Origin of the sequence: Stieleria marina (assembly GCA_007741555.1) — a bacterium.
Lineage (GTDB): Bacteria > Planctomycetota > Planctomycetia > Pirellulales > Pirellulaceae > K23-9.
This window is the reverse complement of record CP036526.1, coordinates 2,613,754-2,635,623: the sequence shown is the minus strand read 5'-3', so window position 1 is coordinate 2,635,623 and position 21,870 is coordinate 2,613,754. Positions and strand designations below refer to the sequence as shown.

14 protein-coding genes are annotated in these 21,870 nt (G+C 54.5%); 4 read left to right on the top strand and 10 right to left on the bottom strand.

What is annotated here, in order from left to right; genetic code table 11:
* Positions 1 to 58: 58 nt before the first annotated feature.
* Entirely contained in the window at positions 59 to 1,180 is a 1,122-nt protein-coding gene (locus tag K239x_RS09100; RefSeq protein WP_145417515.1) for a cysteine desulfurase family protein, read from the bottom strand.
* A 483-nt stretch (positions 1,181 to 1,663) separates the two neighbouring features.
* Between K239x_RS09100 and K239x_RS09095 the strand changes: the two genes are divergently transcribed.
* The 3 genes from K239x_RS09095 to K239x_RS09085 all read left to right on the top strand — a co-directional run bounded on the left by K239x_RS09095 (position 1,664) and on the right by K239x_RS09085 (position 8,641).
* Complete coding sequence (locus tag K239x_RS09095; protein WP_145417514.1) at positions 1,664 to 2,905, top strand: DUF1559 family PulG-like putative transporter; 1,242 nt, start codon at positions 1,664 to 1,666, stop codon at positions 2,903 to 2,905.
* 424 nt (positions 2,906 to 3,329) lie between these two features.
* Positions 3,330 to 4,856 (top strand): SpoIIE family protein phosphatase, encoded by a 1,527-nt coding sequence (locus K239x_RS09090; protein ID WP_145417513.1) that lies wholly within the window; start codon positions 3,330 to 3,332, stop codon positions 4,854 to 4,856.
* A 188-nt stretch (positions 4,857 to 5,044) separates the two neighbouring features.
* Positions 5,045 to 8,641, top strand: coding sequence for a carbohydrate-binding family 9-like protein (locus K239x_RS09085; RefSeq protein WP_145417512.1), 3,597 nt, complete (start codon positions 5,045 to 5,047; stop codon positions 8,639 to 8,641).
* A 22-nt stretch (positions 8,642 to 8,663) separates the two neighbouring features.
* On the opposite strand, the gene K239x_RS09080 is transcribed toward K239x_RS09085, so the two are convergent.
* From K239x_RS09080 to K239x_RS09070, 3 genes are all read right to left on the bottom strand, one after another.
* Positions 8,664 to 10,256, bottom strand: a complete 1,593-nt coding sequence (locus K239x_RS09080; RefSeq protein WP_145417511.1) for a DUF1552 domain-containing protein — start codon at positions 10,254 to 10,256, stop codon at positions 8,664 to 8,666.
* A complete protein-coding gene (locus K239x_RS09075) occupies positions 10,256 to 12,199 on the bottom strand; it encodes a DUF1592 domain-containing protein (RefSeq protein ID WP_145417510.1) in 1,944 nt (647 codons plus the stop codon). The genes K239x_RS09080 and K239x_RS09075 overlap by 1 nt, the downstream gene beginning before the upstream one ends.
* 222 nt (positions 12,200 to 12,421) lie before the next feature.
* Positions 12,422 to 13,099 carry a histidine phosphatase family protein gene (locus tag K239x_RS09070; RefSeq protein ID WP_145417509.1) on the bottom strand — a complete coding sequence of 226 codons (678 nt, stop codon included), beginning with the start codon at positions 13,097 to 13,099 and terminating at the stop codon, positions 12,422 to 12,424.
* Between the two features lie 141 nt (positions 13,100 to 13,240).
* Here K239x_RS09070 and K239x_RS09065 point away from each other — a divergent pair, with 141 nt between their 5' ends.
* Positions 13,241 to 14,155 (top strand): hypothetical protein, encoded by a 915-nt coding sequence (locus tag K239x_RS09065; protein WP_145417508.1) that lies wholly within the window; start codon positions 13,241 to 13,243, stop codon positions 14,153 to 14,155.
* Here the strand turns inward: K239x_RS09065 and K239x_RS09060 are convergent.
* The 6 genes from K239x_RS09060 to K239x_RS09035 form a co-directional block, all read right to left on the bottom strand.
* The gene (locus tag K239x_RS09060) at positions 14,115 to 14,690 is read right to left on the bottom strand and encodes a hypothetical protein (protein ID WP_145417507.1); all 576 of its coding nucleotides are present in this window, start codon (positions 14,688 to 14,690) and stop codon (positions 14,115 to 14,117) included. The genes K239x_RS09065 and K239x_RS09060 overlap by 41 nt on opposite strands.
* A gap of 154 nt (positions 14,691 to 14,844) precedes the next feature.
* Positions 14,845 to 16,134, bottom strand: a complete 1,290-nt coding sequence (locus K239x_RS09055) for an FAD-dependent oxidoreductase (protein ID WP_145417506.1) — start codon at positions 16,132 to 16,134, stop codon at positions 14,845 to 14,847.
* A gap of 76 nt (positions 16,135 to 16,210) precedes the next feature.
* The gene (locus tag K239x_RS09050) at positions 16,211 to 17,953 is read right to left on the bottom strand and encodes a Na+/H+ antiporter NhaC family protein (protein ID WP_145417505.1); all 1,743 of its coding nucleotides are present in this window, start codon (positions 17,951 to 17,953) and stop codon (positions 16,211 to 16,213) included.
* Between the two features lie 175 nt (positions 17,954 to 18,128).
* Positions 18,129 to 19,184: an N-acetyltransferase DgcN family protein gene (locus tag K239x_RS09045; RefSeq protein ID WP_145417504.1), complete on the bottom strand. Its 1,056-nt coding sequence runs from the start codon at positions 19,182 to 19,184 to the stop codon at positions 18,129 to 18,131.
* 16 nt (positions 19,185 to 19,200) lie between these two features.
* On the bottom strand, positions 19,201 to 20,775 hold the full coding sequence (locus K239x_RS09040; RefSeq protein ID WP_145417503.1) for a TlpA family protein disulfide reductase: 1,575 nt from the start codon (positions 20,773 to 20,775) through the stop codon (positions 19,201 to 19,203).
* A 116-nt stretch (positions 20,776 to 20,891) separates the two neighbouring features.
* Positions 20,892 to 21,722, bottom strand: a complete 831-nt coding sequence (locus K239x_RS09035; RefSeq protein WP_419189859.1) for an alpha/beta hydrolase — start codon at positions 21,720 to 21,722, stop codon at positions 20,892 to 20,894.
* Positions 21,723 to 21,870: the final 148 nt, after the last annotated feature.

Sequence of the window (21,870 nt, the reverse complement as noted above, 5' to 3'; positions counted from 1 at the left end):
CCCCGCATGGCCAAACCCCTGACACCCGCCAGGGTCTGGCTAGCATCTCCTGCGGCCGCTACTTCGACGCATCCCAGGCTTCAGCGATCAGGTCAACCGACCGATCGATCTGGTCCCGACTGGTCGTCCAGCCGAAGGAGAATCTGGCCGTGCGCCGGATCTGATCGGGCTGCTTGCCAATGGCCTGCAACGAACGGGTCATTTCGTCAGCCGGAGCACTGGACAAGGCGGTCGCAAAGACCAATTCCCGCGCAGATTTCTGTACCAAATTGGCTTCCAAAGGCAGCTCAACTGCCACGGTATTTGGCAACGCTGAAACGTCTTCACAAACAATCACAGGCTCCGGATCGATCACGCATCGCAACCCGCTAATGAATCGATCTCGCAACTGGCGAAGATTCGCTTCTGCATCGACCACGCATTTGCTAGCAAGCCTTGCTGCGGCACCAATTCCGATGCAACCTGGCACATTTTCCGCGCCCGGACGTAGCCCCATTTCGCGGGGCTCGCCGTACGCTATTGGAGCTACCTGCAATCCACGCCGAACGTACAGCGCACCACTGCCTTTGGGACCGTAAAATTTATGCCCGCTTAGAGCCATCGAGTCCGCTCTCATTTGGCTGACGTCGAACGGGATCTTTCCAAACACCTGAGTGGCGTCGCAGTGAAAGTGTACCCCTCTGTTGTGGACCAGGTCTGCGATTTCGCGGATACTTTGAATGGTTCCCGTCACTGGATTCGCTGCCTGGACAGCTACCAAACGCGTGTTTGGCCGCAGCAAACTGGCAACCTGATCGGGATCGACCAAGCCATTACTGTCAGCCGGAATCGTCTCGATTTCCCAGGGCCCATCGGCCAAGCTATCGACTGCCGCCAAGACCGATTCATGCTCCATCGATGACACCAGCAAGTGCCCCGATGCGGTCTGAGCAAGCGAGCCAAGGATCGCCAAGTTATTCGATTCGGTACCGCCGCTGGTAAAAACGACCTCAAATGGATCGCAACCTGCCAACATTGCGACGCCTTCGCGGGCATGATCAAGGGCCTCGCCAATCGCCTGGGCATGGGCGTGTTCTTGGCCAGGAAGCATGAAATGCGTCGACCAGTAGGGCTGCATCGCTTCCTGCACCGACGGGGCAAGCGGCGTGGTGCGGTTATGGTCTAAATAAATAATCGACACACAGAGTCCAAAAACAGCGTGCAAATGAGGTCGATCTTGACCGCGAACTGGCGGACGATCGACTGCCGTGCCCCCAACAAAGAGGCAATTTCTCCGCAATTACGGCGAAATAGCGACGTCTACCATCAAAGAGTAGTCTCACCATCAACGATTTCTATGCAACAGCCACCTGACGCCCGAAAACTCCCGCGAAACGTTGCACCGCTGTTGGGTTGTAAGGTGCCAAACAACGCATTTGCAATGGATCGCCATAAAAGTGATAATATCTAAGGCGTCTTTATCATTCACGGTGGAGCGATTTTTCGACTCGCCAGCGGTTCCCCCTCGTGGGAATTTTGACGATCGCGTGAACGGTGAACCCGGGACGTCTTGGTACCCTTTCAAGATCAACGCTGCATCGCTCGTAACCCGTCGCCACACTTTTTCATTTCGCTGCGTCACCACTCTCTTTTCTTCCACTCTCGCCAGGAGCGCATCCGTCTCATGTCTGTACACCCCACCCGATTGCAATCGAGGGCGTTTACGCTCGTCGAACTGCTAGTTGTCATTGCGATCATCGGCATCCTAGTTGGATTGCTGTTGCCGGCCGTCGGCGCCGCAATCGAAGCCGGTCGCCGGACACAGTGTTTGAACAACTTGCGCAGCATTGGACAAGCAACCACTGGCTACGCGACCGCCAAAGGAGAGTTCCCCGGCTACATGGCGAACTACGGCGTCTTTGCAGGCGCAACCGCCGATCCGGGTGACCCGGGAAGCTTCGGCGGCAATGTGCCACGGCACGTCAAAGTGGGCGGATGGGGCGTTGCATTGCTGTCCAAACTAGATCAGCAACCGGTTTGGGAGCGATGGTCCCAAGATCGTTATCCAGTCATCGCCGGTGCTGGTTCGGAAGACGATGTTTCGCTCGAGCTTTCGGGTGCCGGATTCAGCGCGTTAGCGGCGCCAAACATCAGCGTGTTCTTATGCCCAAGCAGTCCGGTGGAACACGGCAACCTGGGTCGAACAGCTTATGTGCCCAACAACGGCATGTCGTACATGCGCAATAACACGCAGATCTATCCGTTCAATCTGGCGGAAGACAAGAACAACGGCGTCTTCAACGCAAAGTACGTTGGAGTTGGCGGCGCAGCCGATTTCGTTGCCGGACCACGAGTCACACTGGGTGACCTGAAAGATGGCCTCGGGAGCACGCTCCTGTTCACAGAGAACGTTCAAGCAACAGCATGGCATCGCCCCGGCTTCGTCGACGGCTACAACACCGATACCGGCATCCCATCACTTAATGACTGCGTTGGAACCGGGTTGAATGAGCTAGCTTGGTCGAAAGCTCTCGTGTATTCCAAATTCACCAGTGGAATTGTCTGGCACTACGAAGACAAAGACTACGGATCGATGCCTCGACTGATTCCGTCCGACTCAAACACGGCTTGCCTGCAGCTTGATGAACTCCACGCGATTAACGGCGGCGGACAATCAGGGCCAACGGGATTCGTCCAAATGAAGATGCAATTCGATTACTCCAATGGCAACTCGAATGCCATGAACTTGGCTCGACCAACCTCGGTCCACTCGGGAGTCGTCCACGCTGTGTTCGCCGATGGTGCCACACGCACCATGGCCGATTCAATCGACTACCGAGCCTACCAAGCGATCTTGACCCCACGCGGCAAAAGCAGCAACGTTCCGTTTCGCGAATATGTCCTGACCGACGAGATCGCTCAGTAACGCAACGCGACGTTCTTTCTGAAACACGCACGACCGAAGTCGCCCCCGAGCGACTTCGGTTTTTTTACGCGCCCACCCGGACGATCTTGATTGGTCACTGGACCGAAAGTCTGCAGGTCCTGACGATTGGTTCGGTCGCGCGTGCGCCGTAGTAAACTCCGTGAACTTTGCCGGTCAATCGCTTCAGCAAAACAGCAACGCGCGACGATCAACTCTTTGTGGCGACAAGACAGACCAATCCTGCAAGTTCTCTCTGACAATTCCCTCACGTCAGACGCAACTGGACGACCGAATGTCTTGATGGTTCGCAGTAGCAAGCTCCTCGTCGACTTGGCTGCCAGTCACATCGTTGACGCTCTTTTCCGGAGCGTGTTACCAGGCATGGATTGCCTTCGCATCCTTTATCTTGCTTGGCAAACGTCGTATGACCAAAACGATCCCTCACTACTTGCGCGTTCACCACGAGACGGCCTCCAATCAAAACGTTCAGACAAAGGCACCATTGGCCAAAGACTCTGTCAACGATTTCTGGCACGCCTACAACGAAGCGACAGGTTGGCGGATCGATGCGGGAAATGGGTCCCCCTCCATCAAGGCTCGCGTTCAACTGCAGGCTGCTCCCGGCAACGCAAACAGCCGTGACACGAGCGAAACTAAAAACAACACGCCGTTGGTCAACAAACTTTCCGCTCAGCGACTGGCTGATTCGGCAACAGCGCTCGCCCAGCAACTTGCCGACGCACACGAAACAATCCGAATCCAAAATGCAGAGCTTGCGGCTCGTTGCTCCGTTGTTCCCGAATCGTCCCAGCGTGCACTAGCGGATCGATTGAGTGATTCGCTAGCCGATATGGTCACCGCGATGAAATGCGACGCCGCGGCGATCTACCTGCTTGATGACGACACCGAAAATCTGACGATGCGGAGCATGCATGGACTGCCCGACAATCGCCTTGCCGCACCGCCGCGTCAGCTTCAAGGAAGTCGCGGCGATTTGGAAGCGATGGTTCAAGGCGTCGTGATGATCAGCGACCTCCACGAACTTTCATTCGACACTTGGAGCTGCCCTGAAAATGCATCCAGCGCCGCGTGCGCCTCCCTTGTCAGCTCAGGCGTCCCCATCGGAACACTATGGTTTTACTTCAGCGAACAACAGTCACTCGAAGATTCGCACGCGGCGATCGCTCAGCTGGCCGCAAACCAGATTGCGATGCAACTGCAGTCCGCTTCGTCCGACAGTTCTTTACAAACCACGACGCCTGATCACAACGTTGATGACCTGGCCCAATGGCAGTTCGCGGGACTCCCCATGGGCACGCTGCTTGCACCAGACTGGCGAGTCGACGGCATGATCGAATCGCCGCAACCATGGGCAACCGGTTGGCACGCCTGGGACGTGCTGCCAGACGGGACGTTGATGATCGCGATTGCCGAAGCGGAAGATAAATCGATCGCCGGCTCCATGAGCGCCGCCATCGCCCGCGCCGCGTTGGAATCGCATACAGGCTATCGGCACACTCCAGAACAACTGCTGCAACGAGTCAGCGACACCCTTTGGCAAACCAACACAATGGATCAGCTCACGTCGCTGATGTACGTGCGAATCAATCCGGAAACTGGCGAAGGCGAGATCGCATCGGCCGGCAGCATGATCGCTATGATCGCAGGTCGCTACGGCTATCGCCCCGCCATTGCACCAAACGATTCTCCATTGGCCAGTCGCATCGATCTGAATTGCACGGCCACCACGTTCCGAATGTCTGCGGGTGAAGTCCTGATGGCATATGGCGACGGATTTGGCGGCGATGGAATTGACCAAACCACAATCGGCAATCAACTGCGTCAAGCGATGCAGGCGTCCGACAACTGCCCACTTGCATCCGTGCGTCGCCACTTGGTCGACCAGCCGATGAACCACGAACGCGGAGCCGTCACGATCTTACGGCAGTAACTTCTGCGGCGTCCGATCAGAGTTCGCTCTGAAAAATCCCAAACGCGGCGCAAATTCGGCTGCTTTGCCGAATGACGCTTGCGAGTGAAACCGGTTCCCAATCGCTCCCGCTGGGACGATGAATCACGTAAAATGGCGACCTGCCATCACACGGTTTTCATCGACATCGGTTGGGATCTTTTGCAATTATGAATCAGCTCCACCTGCGTGCGTTCGCCATTTGCTTGGCATGGATTGCAATCGCCTTTGCCCATCGCTGCGAATTAGGTGCTAAAGATGCAGTGCCTACGCGGCAGATCCCGTGGCTGGATTCCAAAGTCAAAGGCAGCCCTGATCCGCCCTTGCCTTACAAAGCGACACGCGTTTTTCCCGGTGTGTCACTTGATCGGCCCACCGACGCGGTTTGGGTGCCGACGGCGAAGAAGTGGATCGCGACGCAGAACGCGGGAAAGCTTGTGATGTTTGACAATGATCCCGCCAACGCAGTGGTCAAACCGTTCCTGGACATGAGTGATGCTCATGGTGACCGCGTCTTCAATGCCTACGCGGTTTTGTTTCACCCCGATCAGGAAAAACATCCGTGGTGTTTCGTGACGTATGTGACGAACCCGAAAGATCTAAACGGAGTCAAGCTTGGTCGACTCAAGGTGACCGATCCGACGGTTCCCAGCGTTGACCCAGGTAGCCTGCAAGAACTTCTTAGCTGGAGCAGCAAGGGGCACGCGGGCGGAACGATGCAGTTCGGCCCCGATGGAATGCTGTACTTTTCGGTCGGCGATGGGCAAGGCCCCTATCCGCCCGATGCGGACAATACCGGCCAAGACTTGAGCGATCTGCAAGCCTCCATCGTGCGGATAAACGTTACCAATCCAACGGCTGCCCAGCCGTATCGAACCCCATCGGACAATCCATTCGTCGGCCAACCCAATGCGCGAGAAGAGATCTGGTCGTTTGGACTTCGCAACGCGTGGAAAATTGCGTTCGATCCGGCCAGCGGTGACCTGCTGGCAGCAGACGTTGGATGGGAAATGCGCGAAATGATTCACCGGGTCGTTCGCGGCCGCAATCATGGGTGGAGCATCATGGAGGGAAGCCAGACAGTGAAACAGGGCATCCAACCCAAAGTCCCCATCACGCTCCCACTCTACGAACACACGCACGTCGAATCACGGTCGATCTCCGGCGGACACTTCTGGCAAAGCGATCGTATCCCAGAACTCAAAGGGGCGTACATCTACGGTGATTGGATGACCGGAAAAGTCTGGGCGCTCAAACACCAAGGCGACGAAGTGCTTTGGCAAAAAGAACTTGTCGACACGCCGCATCAAATCATCGGGTTCATGCTGGGCCCCGATGGCGATGTTCTGATTCTGGCCTACGACGGAACCATTTTGCGGCTAGACCCGAATACCATCGAAACCAACCAAGAACCGTTTCCACGTCGATTGGCCGACACCGGCATCTTTTCAAATGTCGCCAAACAAATTCCAGCATTGGGCGTTGCCGAGTACCAGATCAGCGCTCACCACTGGGCCGATGGCGCCCATTCGCGACAGTGGATCGCGGTTCCCGAATCGCAACAACTGGGGCTCTATAACAAAGACAACTGGATGACGGGTGATACCGCGGGGCGGTTCAATTTCCCGCCCGACACGGTACTAGCCAAAACAGTCAGCTACTACACGGACGCCAGCAACCCCGAATCCCAGCGTCACATCGAAACACAGTTGCTGCATCGATACGACGACGATTGGCGTGCTTACAACTACATCTGGAACGACGAACAAACCGATGCTGTTCTGCAGGACGACGTCGCGACGGAACGCAAATTAGTCATCAAAGACCCCGGTGTCGCCGGCGGGTCACGCAGCCAAACGTGGCGCCACGCAAGCCGCAGTGAGTGCCTGCTGTGTCATATCTGGGCGGCAGGGACTGCACACGCCTTTTGGCCAGAGCAATTGAACATTGCCCTGGAAACGGAAAACCAACTCGATCACCTAACCCGACTGGGCCTTTTCCAAAAACACGTTACAGCCAATCCACCCCCGCCGTCACCCTACGACACAACGCATCCATTACAGGACCGCGCTCGGTCGTATTTGGCTTTAAATTGTTCGACTTGCCATCGCAAGCAGGGAGGGGGCACAGCAGACTTTAACTTTGACCTGACCAAGACGCTTGAAGAAAACAATTACATCGATGCGGCGCCCGCCCAGGGGTCCCTCGGACTCGACAACGCATGTGTCGTTGCGTCAGGTGATCCACTGCGAAGCGTGCTCCTCTATCGGGCATTGAAATCGGGTCGCGGCCACATGCCGCAATTTGGATCCAATGTGATCGATATCCAGGGTGTGCAACTGCTGTACGACTGGATCGAATCGCTGCCGCCGAAGTCAGAAGAGAATCAGAGAATCAAAAACGCCATTGCCGCTCTTGCCGATGGCCCTACCTCCGTAGCAGACATTCAATCACTGCTATCGACACTCCCCGGCGCGATGTCACTTTCGATGGCATGCAATGACGAATCGATGGATGCCAACTTAAAGAATCGCGTCGTCAAACTTGCTACGACGCATGATACCCCGTTGGTCCGCGATCTATTTGAGCACTACTTGCCCGAAGACCAACGAATCAAACGACTTGGACCGACCATCGACGCCGACGCTCTCCTGTCAATCAAAGGATCAGCCGAATCCGGACGCCATCTCTTTGAACAAGCCAGCGATATCAACTGCCGTGCCTGCCATCGCATCGGACAAGTGGGCCAAAACGTCGGCCCGGATCTAAGTGGAATTGGATCTCAGCAGCGGCCCGACGAAATCCTTGCCAGCCTCTTGAATCCGTCGACAAAAGTCGCGCCCAATTTTAGATCACGACAGATACTAACCGTCGACGGTAAGGCTTTGACCGGAATTGTCGTGAATGAAACAGACGTGGAATTGACGCTTGTCGATTCAACAGGAAAACAATTCAAAGTTCCTGCCGATGATATCGAAGCGATGCAGCCAGTGGCGAAATCAGCCATGCCCGATCAATTGTTGTCGGGGATGACGGCACAACAAGCCGCTGATTTGCTAAGCTTCCTGTCCGCGCAGAAGAAAATTGGACCGCTTCAGCACAAGCAGGCGCTGATCCTTCGTGCCACCGGCCCGATCGTGATCGATGGCAAACGTGACGAATCACCTTGGGCATCGGCAGCTTCGATCGGCGATTTTGTGTTCACGTGGTCGGACGAAGACGACGGCAATCGACAGCCTACCGACGCACGCATGTTGTGGGACGACGACTATCTTTACGTTTCGTTCCAATGCAGCGACCAAGACGTCCAAGCCAAGCGAAACACGCGAGACAGCAAAGTCTACCGCGATGACTGTGTCGAAGTTTTTGCTTCACCCGAGATCAACCATGCCGAAAACTATTTCAACTTGGAAATGAACGCACTCGGGGCGCAACTGGACGCGTATCGCTCCGCCAGCGTTCCCGGCAAGCCGAGCGATTGGAACCCCGAGGGAATCCAAATCGCCGTCGCTGTCGACGGAAGCATCAATGACTCCAGTGATGTCGATCAGGGTTGGTCGCTGGAAGTCGCGATCCCTTTCAGCCTGTTCAAGCATGTCTTGCCATCCGGCAAACCCAAACCGGGTGACCGCTGGCGCCTGAATCTGAATCGGCTCGAAGACGACCAAAAGGTTTTGAGCCAATGGTCACAAGGCGACCGAAACTTCCCGCGCTTTCACCACCCGGAATATTTCGGGTTCGTGGAGTTCGCCGATTCGAGAGAATAGCCCCAGCGTCGCAAAGCGATACTTAGCCATTTTGAGTCCCAGGCTTCGACTTCCCAAAAATGGATTGAATCGATTTCAATCTCGTGACGATCACCTGCTCGCCTTGGCGACTGCCTTGCCCTTGGAGCGTGACGCCTGTTCCGCAGTGATACGCTAAGTTGAAGTCGTGAAAATCGCGAAACACGACTTCTACTTTCACCGCCGGTTGCCCGTCGACGTCCACGTAAAAGATCTTCGCTTCGTTCAAGTCGTCGGACATTCGTAGTCGCCCTTGCACGGTGACGCTCGTGTCATCCATTCGGACCCAACTCTTGAAGGGACGTTCTTGATACGGCTGAAAATCACTGCCCTTGATTCCTGGCAGCGGCTGCAGCGATCCGCCAAACGCATCGATGTCGACACCAAAGCTGTGCATCAGCGACAGGTGCAAACGGCCCAGTTGCTGGTTCTCCGCATAGCGAACATATCGGCCCGTCTTGATCAGTTCCTTGCCGCCAGCCATGACAATCGGAATCCGCGTTGCCGTGTGGTTATCACTGTGCCCCATGCCGCTTCCGTAAAGCACCAACGTGTTGTCCAGCAACGTCCCGTCACCCTCCGCATGCGATTTTAACTTGGTCAACAGAGAATCAAACTTCTCCATGTGCCAGAGGCTTATCTTCAAAAGCGAATCCAAATTTTCGCGACTAAAGTTGCGGAAAAAGTGCGATAGATAGTGATGCTGCTCTTTGATCCCTAAGAAATCAAACACCATGCGGCTATTACTATTGCCCAACATGTACGTGATGCAGCGTGTCGAATCCGTCCATAGTGCCAACGCGATCAGATCCAGCATCATGTCGACTTGCTCGTCCAAGTTGGCGCCGGTACCAGGCCGCTTAAACGAATCGACGTCAAACTTTGCGTTCGGCTCCACCTGCTGCATCGTCCCGAGCCTTCGCTCCGAATCGCGAACCACTTGCATGTATTCGTCCAACGTCCGTCGGTCCTCTGCACCGGCTTTTCGACCAAGCGAACGCGCGTCTTCCTGCACTCGGTCCAGCACACTCGCCATCTCTTTGCGCTGCTTTGGATTGGCCAGCGGGTTGCGGAACAATCGATCAAAAACCAGCTGCGGATCACTCTCACGCGGAATCGCACCGCCATTTTCGTCGTAAGAGATGTAACTACAGCCGAACTGATTGGGAAACAAACCTTCGGTCGTCAGTTCGATCGATCGATGCGGGGTATCACCGCTGATCTTCTTGGCGATCAATTGGTCGACCGAAGCCGAATTTTTGACAGCGTGATGACCTGACAAAAAACGACGCGTCGAATTGGCATGCGACGAAAAGCCAAAGTCACCCATATTGTCCAGCACCAACAGGTCGTCTTTGTGCTTTTCAAAAGGCTTCATCAAAGGTGACAAACGAAAATCGTACTCCGTGCCCGCATTGATATTCCATGACGGTGGATGAACGCCGTTAGGCTTGAAAAGCGTCATGAATCGTTTGGGCGGCTTGCTATCCGGCGCGGCCAACGCAGAGCCCTTCATCAGATTCAGAAAGGGCAACGGCAGCAGCACACCGGCACCACGCAGCAGAGTGCGTCGGTCGAGTTTCGTTCTTTTTGTCATCACTGATCCCGTTCGGAAAAGATTGCTTTACGAAATGGCACGCTGTGCGTAATTGCGTGTATCAAGTCTCGCCAAGTTCCGTTGTCGTCGGCCATGGTTTGGGTAATCGATTCTACCGTCGGGCGGTCGAACAACTCAAGCTTGCGGCACAGCGCATAAGCAAGAGCCTGACGCACGATGTTTCGGATCACGGCCTTTCGCTGGCTCGTGACCAGAATCTGCTTCAGACCGCCAACATCCTGAAAACGCTCGCCAGTAGGGAGCTGCCCACTCGCGTCAATTTCCTGAACACTGACCAGTGTACCTTTTGACTTGCCCTTCGATTTGGATTGGTAGTTTTCAGCCAGCAAATACTGCCCCCTATCGTCAAACGTCTGCAGCGAAAAACCAAGCGGATCGATTTTGTCGTGGCAAACTGAGCAAGCGTCGCTCGAGCGATGTTGTTCGAATCGTTCGCGAAACGTCAGAGATTCGCCGCGGCGATTTTCGGCAACCTGCCCCACATTCGCAGGCGGATCGGGCAGATGTTGCCCCAGAATACGTTCCAAAATCCAAGTGCCACGAAGAATCGGCCCTCGGTTCATCGCCAGAATGCCCGGCATCGTCAAAACGCCTCCGCGCTCCGTTGAATGCTCCAGTCGAATCTGTTGGTTCGGCACGACTTCGGATTCGATTCCCTTCTGTTTGACATGCTTGTTCAACTGCTTGGCATCCTTGCCGTACATCCTGGCGGTATGCAGGTTGATAAACGAGATATCGGAATCAACCATCTCCATCAGCGGTCGGTCATTCGTCAGCAAAAAATGCATGAAATCCATTGGCTGCGATTTCAAGGCGTCACGAATCGGCGGGTTGTCCGAAGCGAGATCGATTTCGCTTAACGTAAACCATTGACTGACGAAAACTTCAGATAGGCTCCTTGCTTTGGGCGACGCCAGCATGCGATCGACCTCGCCTGCAAGCGTCTTGGGATCAGACAGAGTGCGCGCTTCGGCTTTTGCGACCAGAGTTTGGTCCGGCATATCCGCCCAAAGAAAATACGAAAGACGCTCTGCCAGTTCAAAATCGTCAACGTCCACCGATTGCCCCCGTTCGCCTTCCGCCAAAAACCCACGGTACAGAAACGCTGGCGACATCAGCACGGCTTTCATCTCGAATCGAAGTTTGTCGGCGATCTCTTTGTCATCTTCTTTGTCCAAGCGTGCTACGATTTTTTCGATCGCAGCATCGCTTACTGTGCGGCGATACGCTTTGGGAACAAAACGACGGATCACTTCGCGGGCGTTTTCCAAGGTCAAACCGACGCCTGAATCAATCGGCCCCGCCAGAACCTCTAAATCACTCCGGCGTGATTGCGAAAAGAGTGCTTCCAAACCCACGTTCGCCAAATACGCATACTGCTCCCAGGCAATCATCGTGATCGGATTGGCATGGGTATCGTTGGTAAACCCGCTGGCACCGGGTGGATCCGTCGGCAGCAATTTGACAACCAGCGATCGCTCGCTGTCGGTTTGCTCGGCTTCGATCACGGCCGTTTGCAAATCAAACCCGAGCACTGATCGCAGCGTGTTGCGATATTCGATGACCGATAGCCGTCGGGGGCGCATCACGGCCGGACGCATCTGAACCGATTCAACAAACGTCTGGTACCACATCAGTGCTCGACGACGTTCCTCATCACTCGGTTGCGGGCTATCGCCAGGTGGCATCGTGCGATTCTCCAAATGCCCAGCGACTGATTCCCACAGTTCGAACGCATCATCAATGTTTGATCCACTCGCTGCGAAATCATCAAAATCGACGTCGCCGTTGGCATGTTCGCCGCTATGACACTCCGAGCAATACTGCGACAGCAGCGGTTTCATGTCTTGGTCATAACCGGAACCACGGCATGCCATTGCAAGAATCAACGTGCCCCCGATCGAAAGTAAAACTCTATGCACGAAACCGACGATCGCTCAAAAAGGAATTGCAAATTGGAAGCGAAATCTCGACGTCGATTGTAAACACAACGTTCCTCCATAGGAATCGAAACATCGTCGCGGCGTCCGTTCTATTGCGTAAACGCCCTCACTATCGTTCGCTGGCCGCAATTTCCACGATGCGATCAGTGGTAGCCGCAGCAAGCCGACGATCGTGGAGGTTATGCCCTGAGTAAGCTCTGACTACGCCCTGGGCACACTCAGTTTTGCAGGCAGGTGACTGACGGAGTTCAGCCAGTCAAGCTCCCATTGGTCGCCCGAAAAGTTCAGCCGCGTGATCCCCGTATTTCGAAGTAGTCCGACGCTGCTGGTGTCGAGCACGCCAGCGAAAATTTCGGCCAGCAACAGTTCGATAAAATCGGCGTGCGATACGACCACGACACTTTGCTGAGTTTGACCAAATGTGTCCACGACGCGCTGCCGAACAACTTTCGCTCTTCGCTTTGCTTCCGAATCGGTCTCGCGTGCCTTTCTGTACCACCATCCGTTTTCAGAGATGGTTTCGTCGATCGTCACAAGCGACGGATCACACTGCAAAAAACTGCCGATTTCATTTCGCCCCAAGCCTTCGCCTCCTTGGGTCGCTTGCGGACCATGTCCGCGAAAACAACCGCCGCGTTCAAAAACATCGTGCCAAACATCGATCTGCCTTGGCGATGCGTCGATGAAGTGCTTGATGGTTTGCAGCGCCCGGCGAAAAGGGCTGGTGATCAACACATCGAATTTGAGCGTTTCCAGCCAAGTGGCAAGGTGCTGCGACTGAAGGTGCCCGACTGGCGTCAATCCAGGGTCCTCCACGCGTTGATACGCGGGCTTGGCGTTGTTCTCGCTTTCGGCATGACGTATCAGGTAAAGATGCATAGTACAATTTGCAAACGTGCCAGCGAACAGAAATCCGTTACGAAACCAAGTGGCCGCTTGTTAAATCGGGTGCATCGAAAGAATCGACCAGCGAGCCCCTGGCGTCCGGTGTCTCCATCCTAGCTGAAGGGACGAACCTTGATGACCCAACGCACGAGCAAAGGTGAACACAGCGTATCGGTTCGCGCAGCGACGATTTGGGCTGCTGCTTTTGTCCTGCTTGCTGTTTGGCTGTATCGCCAACCGCTTCTGTTAAACACGTATGCTCGACTCGCTCTGCTGGGGGTTGCCGTTGCGCCTTGCTCGTTGACAGCGCTCTGGATTGTCACAACCAAAGCCTGGTGGCCCATCCGATTGATCGTGCTTGCTTCCGTTTCGGTTGGCTGCTGGCAGCTGGCGATGTTGATCATGGAAGTGGGGCTGCGTGCTCCCGGTGCCGGAGTGCTTGCGGTGATGTTGGTCGTGCATATGACCGCCATTGCGTTTGTGTTGACAACAGCAATGCGAATCGTGCATTCAGGCCCCGATGCCCCACCACTCTTTTCCTTCGACCTGCGGTCCCTTCTGATGGTGGTGACAGCGACGGCGTGTTTCATCGCGTTTCTGAACTATGGTCGAAACAGTTGGCAGTGGCAGTTATGGGCCGATGGCTGGTGGCGTGCGACACTGATGCTTTCGTTGTTCGCTTTCGTCACCGCCGTGACCGCCACGTCCTGCATGTGGGTAATCCAAAGCACAAGCAGACGGCATTTCGCCCTGCGTTTGGCCCTCGTTTCGTTCGCATCAGCTCTTGCGACGTTTCTGGTTTTATCAATCCTTGAAGCGGTTTCCATTGCAACTGCGGAAGCCCAGACATTCTACGTCCCGTTTTTGACCAACGGGGTCATGGTACTGACGGCACTGAAAAGCTGTGTGATCGGACCAGGCACTGAGCCAATGCAAAAAGCGATCGCGAAAGAACAAAGTGCACTGAAAGATCCAAACACGCAACACGATCACCGCTCGCCCGCGGATCCTATCGATGTGGAAACAACTCCAATATCGATTGAAACGTAAGCCGATCGAACTGACCACGACTTGGAAGAAACAGGAACACGAACGGTTCGGGGACGATCATCAATCCTAGCGGTGTGCGATAGCGTTTCACAACGCTTCGATTCCAACGCACGGTTTTAATATCCGCCGCGTTACTTGTCTCGACAATCAAGTGGTCCGGATGCGGCTCCACTTTGACGTGTGCTCCAGCCACCAACCCACACTCCGCCATGCGTTGCTCAGTTGCCCGCTGGGGCTGTCGAATGACGACTTGATAGGCCCAAGCAGATACGCCCATCAGTAGCGGCATCAATAAGAGCGCAGCGAACGAACCGACAAAGAAGACCGCATAGGAAAACGCCACCAAACTAATACCAATCATCACTACCGATACAAGACTGACTGCCCAAGGGCGACAACGAATCAAGTGATGTGATTGCCCGTGCCGCAAATTTCGGTTCGACAATACGAATCGAATTTCATCGATCGGCACACCATCAATTCGCGAGGTTGGCGACTGGGGTGGCTGATAGGGGTTTATGGCGGATGCCGTCATGGGGATAACTCAATTCCAATCGGTGGCGACCAGTTTCCCAGCGGGCAGCGATTCGGGAAGCACAAAACGACACGGCCCTGCGTTTTGACTTTTCGTTAGGCCCCTCGCTACCGTGTCCATTCTACTGAATCGCCAACTGACGACAGCGAACACGCTAATTCCCTATCGCGATCGCCGCGTTTTCGATGAAATCACAGGCGTCATTGGCAGAATGCACGCCCGTTTCAAGCAGCGGAATCCCCGGCGAGGCCCACGAACCAGCCAACAAAATTCGCTGCTCCGGTGTGTGATCGCGACGCAAAAACTCGTGCACCGCTGCCTGTGATTGCGTCGTCACGACTGGACGTTGCAAAGATACTTCCGCCATCACGCTCTCTGGTCGGCAAACCGGATTGATTGTTTGGAAAACATCGAATTCGCTTGTCCAGTCATCGTGGAATCGATTCATCCAAACCGTGCACATCGCTTGGCACGCATCAGCATCAATCGTCATATTAAACGTCGACCAGTCGGATTTTCGCTGAGGCAGAAAACGACGGTCACGGTGGACGACGACATGGACGTTTTCGTACTCGATCGTATCAAGCAGCTGAGAAAATGAATCACGATGCTCGATCAGCCTGGCAGCCGTGTTGGCTTGCGTCGCCACCAACACACAGTCGAAGTCTTCGCTGGATCCATCGGCGAATTGCACCTTCGGTCGATCGCCTTGTTGACGAATTGATCGCACGTCGCAATGCAGCCTGACATCATCAATAGACGCTACCAAGCGTTTGGCAGCGTGTTTCGCGGAATGCCGGAGTCTTAACAATGGTTGTTCAATCGTCATCCGATCCAGCGCGGCAAATACAATGTGCGCAGGGTACCGATCCAGGCTCGCATAACTGCACGTACACACCGTCGACGATAGCGTCGGATACAAAAAGCGTTCACGAAACACGCGCGAGTAGCGGTTGCGACTCAGGTAGTCAGCCAGAGTCTCGTCTGGGTCGATTCCGTTTTTTAAATCGCGATGCCCCTGCGTTTTCAGCCGGAGCGACTCTACCGCGATTTTGCGATTTGCCTCACGAAAGAACTGTGTTCCCAACTTCGGCTGGATCGCACTGCGGAGCGTCAAATATGTCTTCACGTCCACGACAGATTGCTCGGCATCGACGCGCCGATCCAACTGCGAAAAACTCTGCGTCATGTTGACCGGCGAATACTCGATGCCGGCTTTGTCATACAAGGCATGCAAATTCGGCCAGTTCGATGCGTTGAACATCCGGAGCGGCAAATCACCAGTCACTTGCTGCCCGCCTGGGTCGTTCCATTCAAACGTATGAGCCCCCAGTCCAAACTGCCTTTCTCGCTCGATCAGAGTGACATCGAAACCGGGACGCGCCGACAGCCGATACGCTGCGGTCAATCCCGCGATTCCGCTGCCGACGATCGCTATTTTCATCAGACCAAATTCACCCAACCGCGAAAAACACTTCGTCCCAGCCGCTCCCTGTTTAGGTCAACATCGTAGATGCTGATCAAGTCACGATCATCGTCATCACCGTCCAGGCGACCATGGCCAAGAAACCGGCCACGCAGGCGGGCACCAACTGGGTGCGTACATGTTGCATTAGATCGCACCCCGACACCAGGGAACTGAGAATCGTCGTGTCGGAAATCGGCGAACACTGGTCCCCCCAAACGCTGCCGTTTAGAACCGCAGCAAAACAAATCATGACGAACCACTCGCCCGATTCGGGAGCCATGCCCGAAGCAATCGATAGCGAGAGCGGCATCGTCAGTGGAAACGCAATCGCGTAGGTACCAAAACTTGTGCCCGTCGCAAACGCCATCGCTCCGGTCATCACGAACAACACGGCCGGCACAATCAAGTGCGGTGCGTTTTCGCCAATCATTCCCGATACGTACAGTCCGCCACCAAGTTCCTTTGTCAATCCGCCCAGAATCACGGCCATCACAAGAATCACCGAAACGACCGTGACGCTTTTCAGACCGTCTCCGATGCCTTCGATAAGCGACTGCATGCGAAGTCCTCGGCACAACGCGATCATTGCCGCGACAACCAGAGCGGCAGAGAAAGCCCAACGCACTTGCGGCTTGCTGCCCAAGAACCCGGTGCCCACTGCGATAACGATCAATACGATCAGCGGAATAGCAAATTCAAACGCACTGGCGTGGTAACCATCCGCAATCTGTTCGCGGACGTCGCCTTCAAAACCCGTCGGCTCCGTCGTTTCGACTTTCACTGAATTCTCTGTTTTCGAAACGGCATCGTTTGGATGCGATTGCCGTCCCACCTGACGCGACTTTGCGATGGCTTCGCGAAATCGCTTGCCCAATACGGGGGCTTTGTCGATCGAAAGCAGGAATGTGCCCAGCACTGCAAAGATGCTGTAGAAGCTGAGCGGAGCGCACTGAAAAAAGAACCCGATCCGGTCTGATTCGGTTGCCAGATAACTGACACCAGGAACAAAGATTAACGCTCCCACATAAGCAGGCCATGCGTTGAATGCGATAAGCGACGCAATGGGCGATGCAGTCGAATCGACGACGTAGCTTAACTCTTCAGGACTGATGCGGTTGCGATCGGTAATCGGGCGGACCGTGGTGCCAACCAATACGGTGCTGATCGTGCCGCCTTGGAAAAAAAGGATGCCCAATCCCCATGCAACTAATTTCGCAGAACGCGGTCCCCGAACAAACTTTGCGCAGGTCCAGTCCGCAAACGCGAGCGCCGCACCTGTCTTTGCCCAAATCCCAAGTAACCCGCCCAACAGCCACAAATACAACAGCAAGATCCCTGCGGCCGATGTCGACGCCATTGCTGGTAGCAACACGGCATCAGTCAAATCAAATCGGCTCAATATCAACGCGGCTGAAATGATCCCCAACAAGAGAGCAGGCAACGGTTCACGAAAAACCAAACACAATGAAAGCGTTATGATCGCAGGAAGAATGGACCAAATTCCAAAGTGATGTCCGACGGTTAAACGAATCGCATCATCCGTTGGCGTCGCGTCGGCGGGCAATTCCAAGTCAGCGAAGACGACCGCTTCATCCGCGTCCATTTTTTGCTGAACGCGTTGCAATGAACTCGCGTCCAGCACTTGGCTGACCGTGGACTTGCGTTGCTGGATCACCTCCGATTTCAAAATGTCCGTCGCCACCGCGAGCGGTTCCGGGGCAACGTCAGCGTCAGTCGGTTGAACACTGATCTCCCACGTCTCAGTGGCCAGTCGAGACCCAACGAAAGACAACAAGACGGCTGCGACCAAGATCGCTGGAGCGAACAGGCGATGGTGAACGATGGACTGAATGCTTGAAGTGTTGATACCGATTCTCGTTTACCTGTGTGCGTGACGCCAGTGGAAAGCATACGCGATTTGGCTCACGTAGCGTGAGCAAGCCAACTGCCGGTGAAATCGATCGGTCGGATCAATCGACGATTTCGGCTCGTAGCTGAATCGCAGCATCGACAAGTTTATCGCACCCAAAACGATAGACGTCACAAACAGGCACGCCAAAACGCGACTCCATTTCTTGCATTTCAGCCAACGCAGCTTCTTCGGTCAAATGCCTTGTATTGGCTGCCATCCCGATAATTTTGCACGGATGACGCAAGTTCGACATGATTTCGTAAGCGCTATAGATCCGTTCCATTTCGGGGATCACACGGTGATCAAAACCTTTGACATTTTCGCGGCCTGATTCGTAACAGAAGATCAAGCCGTCGGGCGCGCAGCCGTGCAACAGCCCCGCCGTAACGGCCGAATAAGCCGGATGCGAAATACTGCCCTGTCCTTCGATCAACAAGTAATCATGATCCTGATGGGCTAACACCAAACGCTCTGTGGCACCGTTGACGAAGTCAGACACGACGCAATCAATTGGAATGCCGCTTCCGCAGATCATAATTCCGGTTTGGCCAGTCGCCGCAAAACCAGCGTCACACCCGCGCTCCTGCAATCCCTTTTGAATTTCAAGCGTGGTGACCATCTTTCCCAAACTACAGTCGTTGCCGACCGCATGAATGCGCAGACACTCGCGGCGAAAATCAACTGCTTTAGCTGTCTCGTTTTCGTTGTTGCGACGCACGTCGATCAATTTGGCGCCGCGTTCGTGCGCGGCGACAACAAAGGATTCATCGTTACACAAAAAGTCGTGCAATCCCGAAACGACATCCATTCCCAGCCTTAACGCCTCCATCACAATGGGTTTCCACTGGGCCGGAAGTTTTCCGCCTGGAGGTGCAATGCCAATAAACAATGCGTCGGCATCAATTTGATCAAGGCTGTCGACAACCGGAATCGATTCGCCGTAGCCCAGCAACTGCTGCGCCGTTTGGCCAGCATGTTCCTTATCCAAAACCGCAGCGATGTCATCGCCCCGATAGCGCAGCAAACTGATAGCAGTCTTGGCAAGAAAGGGCGTCGAGTAACCGTCCGTTAAGAGGACGATGCGTTTGTACTTGGTAAGCGAATCTTTCAGCATGTTGGTTTCGTCTCAATCATTCCTGCTCGATTAATTTGGCAAGCTTGGCGTGAATCTCGCTAGCCGTTTTAGCGCCCGCTCCGACCTTCACCATCTGAACCTTGCCGTCACGATCAATCAAGACGACGTGAGGAATTCCAGTCACACCAAACTCCGACTGCATCTTGCTGTTTTTGGGCGTGATGATCGTGGGGTGTTGTAGTTCGTGGTGCTTCAGAAACGAAACTAACATTTCACGCTCGTCCTCCGGCGACGCCTTGTCGCCCGAGGGTGCGCGAACAGCACGCTCTGCTTTGTCATCCCACTTGTAGTTGTAGTAGCGCGTGACGCCAACAATCTCGAATCCTTTGTCCTGAAACTCTTCGCGCCACTCGCGTAGATGGGGAAACGTCATGATGCACGGTCCACACCAGACCGACCAAAAGTCAACCAGCACGACCTTCCCCTTCAGCGATTCCAACGTCGTGTCGCCTTCGTTTACCCAAGATTCGATATCGAAATCGGGTGCTGGTTTGCCAACCATCGCCAGCAGTTTTCGTGCGGACTCAATGCGCGTTTCTAAAGAATCAAGCTGCCGAATCCGGGCCGTCAACAGACGATTGCCTTCCCCCTTTTCTTCGATAATTTCTCGCAGACGATCGATCCGCTCCTGAGCCTGATCGGGTGACACACTATAGAGCTGCGAAATCCGTATCACTTCTACTTGAGCATATTCCGTCAACAGAGGCATCGAATCGGGATGCGCCTCGATCGCGCTGGCCAGGAATTGGTCCAGGTCCTCAATCTCAGCTGGTTGAGTGCCAGGAAATCTCGCTTTGGCGGATTTCAACCGAAGCGTGGCGATCAACAAATCAACTTCCTCGTCCGCTCCGACTTCCAACGCATCAAACCGTTGCAATTGATCGGCAAGAATTCCTCTCGCTTTTTCGTAGTCGTCTTCTCCGGTGGCATTGTGATTCGCATTCAAGACAGCAAGTTGCGAGATCGGATCAAGGTACTTACTCGTGTTCTCCTTCGTCGCTGCGTGAACTTTGCGGGCGACATTGGCGAACAGTTCGTCAACTTGGTCTTTTCGCTTTGCCCTCATGCCGTACATTCGCGCCATCGACAACACGGGCACGATCGACGTTAGCTGACTGCGTTTGTCTAAGTTCTCGCTTAGATACTGAACTCGTTTGTCGTACTGTTCGAATGCTTGGCCGTAATTCCGGGACCGAGCAAATCCGGTGGCGATCGTTATTCGCATCGGCTCCAGCTTTGCCGCGTCTCCCGATTCGATGGCTGCGTCCAGTGCTTTTGCGGCGCCAGCAAAATCCTTCTCTGACATTAACTGGCGAATCTTCTCGGCCGGCGTCTTCGGTTTCTTCTTGACTGTTTTCGTATCATTTGATTCTTTCTTCGAATCGCCAGACTTCTTTGCTTCTTTCGGCGCCTTAGGGTTAACCGCTGCACGATTCGCGGTCTTTTCCGCCGACTGTTTCACCTCCGATTTCTTAGCGTCGACCTTGTCTTGCGTAAACGCTCGCTCAACAAGTCCGCCATCAATCAACAGCGCAAATACAAACACCGAGCACAACCATGGAAATCGCATTTTATGTCCCTGCAGGTGGCAACTGACGCCGCGTCAAAGCGAGCGTGATCGAGGTGAACCAAAGCCCAAAGTATACCGGATCGACCGCAGACCTGGAGCCACAAAGCGAGCCCACGTCACTTGGAGTGTTTTTCGATAAATCTCAGCAACAATGGAAAAGCCGGGTCAGCCATTTGCCCATGGTTGTAGCCGTCCAGCTCCATCAGTTCGGCATCGTCGTGCCCGACGACCTGCATCATTCGCCACATGTACGCGTTCTCCTCGTAACGGCCCAGCATTTCCAGCTCGCGGTCCCCTGTGATGAACAGAATCGGTGGGCAATCTTTGCGGACGTAAAAGAGCGGTGCCATTTCATCGACAATGGGTTGCTTGCCATCGATCCCCCGCGATTTTCGTTCCGTGAAATGAGTGATCGTATGTCCGCTAAACGGAATTAATCCGGCGATCGAATCAGCATCGACGCCGTATTTCTGCAACCGGGTTTTGTCCAGTCCAATCATGCTGGTCAAATAGCCGCCCGCTGAATGCCCACTGACAAACACTTTGCTCGGAACCCCACCAAAGTCCGCAATGTGATTGATCGTCCAGGCAACGGCAGCGGCAGCATCGTCGATGCAATCGCCAACGGTAACGTCCGGCGAAAGACGGTAGCTGGCGGCAACAACATTGACTCCGCAGTCTTGCAGACGCTTGGGGATTTCCCGTTTGCCACCCGTCAGACCGCCGCCGTGGAACCAAACCACCGTCGACAGTCCTGTTTTGTTGTCACAATGGTACACATCCAGGCGGCACTTCTGCTGGATCAAAGGATTCGATTCGGATCGATAAGCAACGTCCAATCGAGTCTGGTAGGTAGGGCCGACGCTCGCGGCCGTTTTGTCTTGCGACCAACCAGGATTTAAAAACAGACTAGCTGTGATCAAAAAAGCAAAATGAAATCGAACCACGAACTAGATTCCTTGGTGAGCACACTTGATTGGACGACTGTGAGTGAATGGTCTGATAGTCTACACAACAACCAACACGGACATCGCGTCGGTGGTCGCTTGGGCCGAATCACAAATACGAAGCAGGTTATTCGATCCACGACCGTTG